Source organism: Paracoccus sp. (in: a-proteobacteria) (assembly GCF_047973135.1).
Lineage (GTDB): Bacteria > Pseudomonadota > Alphaproteobacteria > Rhodobacterales > Rhodobacteraceae > Paracoccus.
The window spans coordinates 1-2579 of record NZ_JBKEBL010000094.1; the positions used below are offsets into that span (position 1 = coordinate 1).

At 67.0% G+C, this 2579-nt stretch carries 6 protein-coding genes; 1 reads left to right on the forward strand and 5 read right to left on the reverse strand.

The window, feature by feature from the left end; translation table 11 throughout:
• Positions 1-100: 100 nt before the first annotated feature.
• A complete protein-coding gene (locus ACK5L9_RS07625) occupies positions 101-319 on the forward strand; it encodes a hypothetical protein (RefSeq protein ID WP_416910870.1) in 219 nt (72 codons plus the stop codon).
• Positions 320-521: 202 nt separating this feature from the next.
• Here ACK5L9_RS07625 and ACK5L9_RS07630 read toward each other — a convergent pair whose 3' ends face one another.
• The 5 genes from ACK5L9_RS07630 to ACK5L9_RS07650 form a co-directional block, all read right to left on the reverse strand.
• Positions 522-698 (reverse strand): hypothetical protein, encoded by a 177-nt coding sequence (locus tag ACK5L9_RS07630; RefSeq protein WP_416910871.1) that lies wholly within the window; start codon positions 696-698, stop codon positions 522-524.
• The gene (locus ACK5L9_RS07635; protein WP_416910872.1) at positions 652-864 is read right to left on the reverse strand and encodes a hypothetical protein; all 213 of its coding nucleotides are present in this window, start codon (positions 862-864) and stop codon (positions 652-654) included. Before ACK5L9_RS07635 ends, ACK5L9_RS07630 begins: the two co-directional genes overlap by 47 nt.
• Positions 864-1835, reverse strand: coding sequence for an N-acetylmuramidase domain-containing protein (locus ACK5L9_RS07640; protein WP_416910873.1), 972 nt, complete (start codon positions 1833-1835; stop codon positions 864-866). The genes ACK5L9_RS07635 and ACK5L9_RS07640 overlap by 1 nt, the downstream gene beginning before the upstream one ends.
• Entirely contained in the window at positions 1832-2248 is a 417-nt protein-coding gene (locus ACK5L9_RS07645) for a hypothetical protein (RefSeq protein ID WP_416910874.1), read from the reverse strand. Before ACK5L9_RS07645 ends, ACK5L9_RS07640 begins: the two co-directional genes overlap by 4 nt.
• A gap of 4 nt (positions 2249-2252) precedes the next feature.
• On the reverse strand, positions 2253-2579 hold a 327-nt coding region (locus ACK5L9_RS07650; RefSeq protein ID WP_416910875.1), incomplete at its 5' end, for a hypothetical protein.

Below are 2579 nucleotides of genomic sequence, written 5' to 3' on the forward strand. Positions count from 1 at the left end.
CGGGATGTGAAAGATCGGCCTCTTTTCGCTTGTGCCATAGGCCCATTGGGCCTATGCTGCGGGTATGAGGCAATGAAGCCCGCTTTGGAAAGAAACCCCGATGACTGCTGCGGAACAATCCCTCGCCGATGACAAGATGCGTGCCGAGATAGCCCGTATCATTGCGGAAACAACGCATTACGACGCCAGGGCGCAGGCCGAAATTGCAAAAATGAACGCAGAAGCCAGGCATGTCAGCGTGAACACGTTCCTTGCGCCATTTCTGGCTGCCGCTGGCCTGATGGGTGCGACTGCTGCAATCGTGAAGCTGTTTTTCTGATGACCGCTGACGAATTCAAAGAGGCCCGGCAAATGCTGGGTCTTTCGCTTTCCGAGCTTGGAGTGATCCTGAACACTGACCCACGGACAGTCCGAAAGTGGGAAGCCACCCACGGGAACAGCGCCCGCGCCCCCAACCCCGTTGCTGCGCAGGTCATGCGGTGGATGCTGGCGGGGTTCCGGCCTCCGGAATGGCCTTTGGGCTAGGCGCAGCCAGCATCCAGCGCGCTGATCAGCGCCGCGCCGGTTCTGCGGCTTTGCGGGCCACCGTCAGCGACCAGCGCCGCCGCATGGGTCTGCCGCGCATCATGGGTGGCGGTGCAGATCGCCGTCTCACTGACCGGCCCGGTCGCGCAGCCAGCCAGCAATGCCAGCGTCATCGAGGCGCATGATATGGTCCTGAGCATTCCGCATCCTTTCCAGTGTCGCGATCTGCGCGCGCAGGGTGTCGATCTCGGCCAGCAGCCGGGCCCGGCTGTCGATCAGCCAGAACCCGGCCCCCGCCAGCCCGAGAATCGCTCCGGCCAGCCCGACCCGAAGCCACATCAGAACACCGCCCGCTGCCGCCGCAGGCGCGAAAACAGCGCCGCGGCGACCGCCAGCACCCCGGCGATGGTCGCGCCGGTGACGAGGGCGGTCATGGCACTGTCGGGCAGGGTCTCGCCCAGGGCCGTAAACGCGCCAGCGGCTGCCGTGGCCGCGCTGGCCCAGGTGGTGATCCGGGCCGCGACATCCATGGTGGCGGGCTGTGCGACCGGATGCGCATCGCGCCTGTCCCGCAGCGCCGCCCATGTTTCCGCGCCGACGATGCCATCCGCGACAAGGCCGTTGCGCCCCTGCCACGCCCTGACCGCCGCGTCGGTCGCAGGCCCGAACGCGCCATCCTCTTCGATCCCCAGAGCGCGCTGCAATTCCCGGACTGCCGCCCTGTCGCCCGCCCGCCCGAGCCGCAGCACCACGGGCGAGGCCCGTCCGGTCAGGCGGCGATATTCGGCCTCGATCCTGCGGGCATAGGCAGCGGCCTGACCAGAACCGTTATAGCGCGCCGCAAAGCGCAGCCAGTCATGCGCCCGCAGGGTGGTGATCAGGCCCCAGCCATCGATGAGGCGCAGGAATGCGTCAAGCTGCGCGGCCTCGTCCGCAGCCATCGCAACGACCATGTCGCGGGCCGAGGCAAACCCCGCCGCAGCGGCATTGAAGCCCATGATCTGCGGCCCGCCCCAACTGGATGCGGCCATCGCCTTGTCGGGATCGCGGGCGCAGGCGCTGGCGAACATCGCCTCGCGGGTGGCGAAGGGGATCCCAAGGCTGTCGCGCCAGCTTGCGATGCCGCTTCCGGGCATGTGATGGGGTTCATAGCGGCGTTCGAGGCTGCCATCGGCGCGAAATGGCTGCCCGGCAGATTCCACCGCCCAGACCGCCCGGACGATCTCCGGCTCCAGTCCGGCGCGGCTGGCGGCTTTGGCGAAACCGGCCTGCCCGATCCGGCGGGCGGCACCTGTCCAGGGCAGGCTCATGGTTCCATCCTCATCAATCTGGCGCGATTCGTCCGCACCCATTTCCTGGCCTCGGCAGAGCGCGCCGCCATCGCCATGCGCAGATCCCGGTTGCTCATGGCGTCGAACAGCCCGCCATAGCCGCGCTTCATGGCGGCGATCTCGGCGGCGCGATATCTGGTCTGATCCCGACCAAGGATCAGCGCCGCCGCCTGCACCTCGACCTCATGCCCCATGATTTCCATGCGGCGACGGGCCTTGCGGCTGATCAGCACAGGGATCAGGTTGACCGGGTTCATCTTGTGCCCGGCCTCCCAGATTTCCTGCGCCGCCACCGCCTCACGATGCGGCGCATCCGGGTCAATGACCGCGATGCCCGGCCAGTTCCGCCCATGCGCGCCGCGCAGCGGGCGCAGAAAGATCAGGGGAAACATGCCCTCACCTCCAACGGTCGAAGGCAAAGACGACCGCCGCGCCGATGGCGGCGGTTGCGATGCGGTTGAGCCATGCAAATAGCGGGCTGCGGGCGGCTGTCAGGTGTTCGAGGTCGGTCAGGCGCGATGCCAGGTCGCGCATGTCGGTCTGGCTGCGCGTTTCCAGCGCGGCCATGTCGGCTTGCTGCCGTCCCATGGCTTTGAACAGGGTTGTCAGCCGCTCATCGATCCGCGCGAGGGCCGAGATGGCCTCTTCGATCCTGTCGAGCCTGCCTTCGACCCGCGCCAGATCGCGATGCAACACGGGGTCAGTCATTTTGTCTTTCCTTGA

Coding starts and splice junctions, on each gene's coding strand:
- ACK5L9_RS07640 (WP_416910873.1), bottom strand. CDS start 1,835: ATGAGCCTGCCCTGGACAGGTGCCGCCCGCCGGATCGGGCAGGCCGGT.
- ACK5L9_RS07630 (WP_416910871.1), bottom strand. CDS start 698: ATGACGCTGGCATTGCTGGCTGGCTGCGCGACCGGGCCGGTCAGTGAG.
- ACK5L9_RS07635 (WP_416910872.1), bottom strand. CDS start 864: ATGTGGCTTCGGGTCGGGCTGGCCGGAGCGATTCTCGGGCTGGCGGGG.
- ACK5L9_RS07645 (WP_416910874.1), bottom strand. CDS start 2,248: ATGTTTCCCCTGATCTTTCTGCGCCCGCTGCGCGGCGCGCATGGGCGG.
- ACK5L9_RS07625 (WP_416910870.1), top strand. CDS start 101: ATGACTGCTGCGGAACAATCCCTCGCCGATGACAAGATGCGTGCCGAG.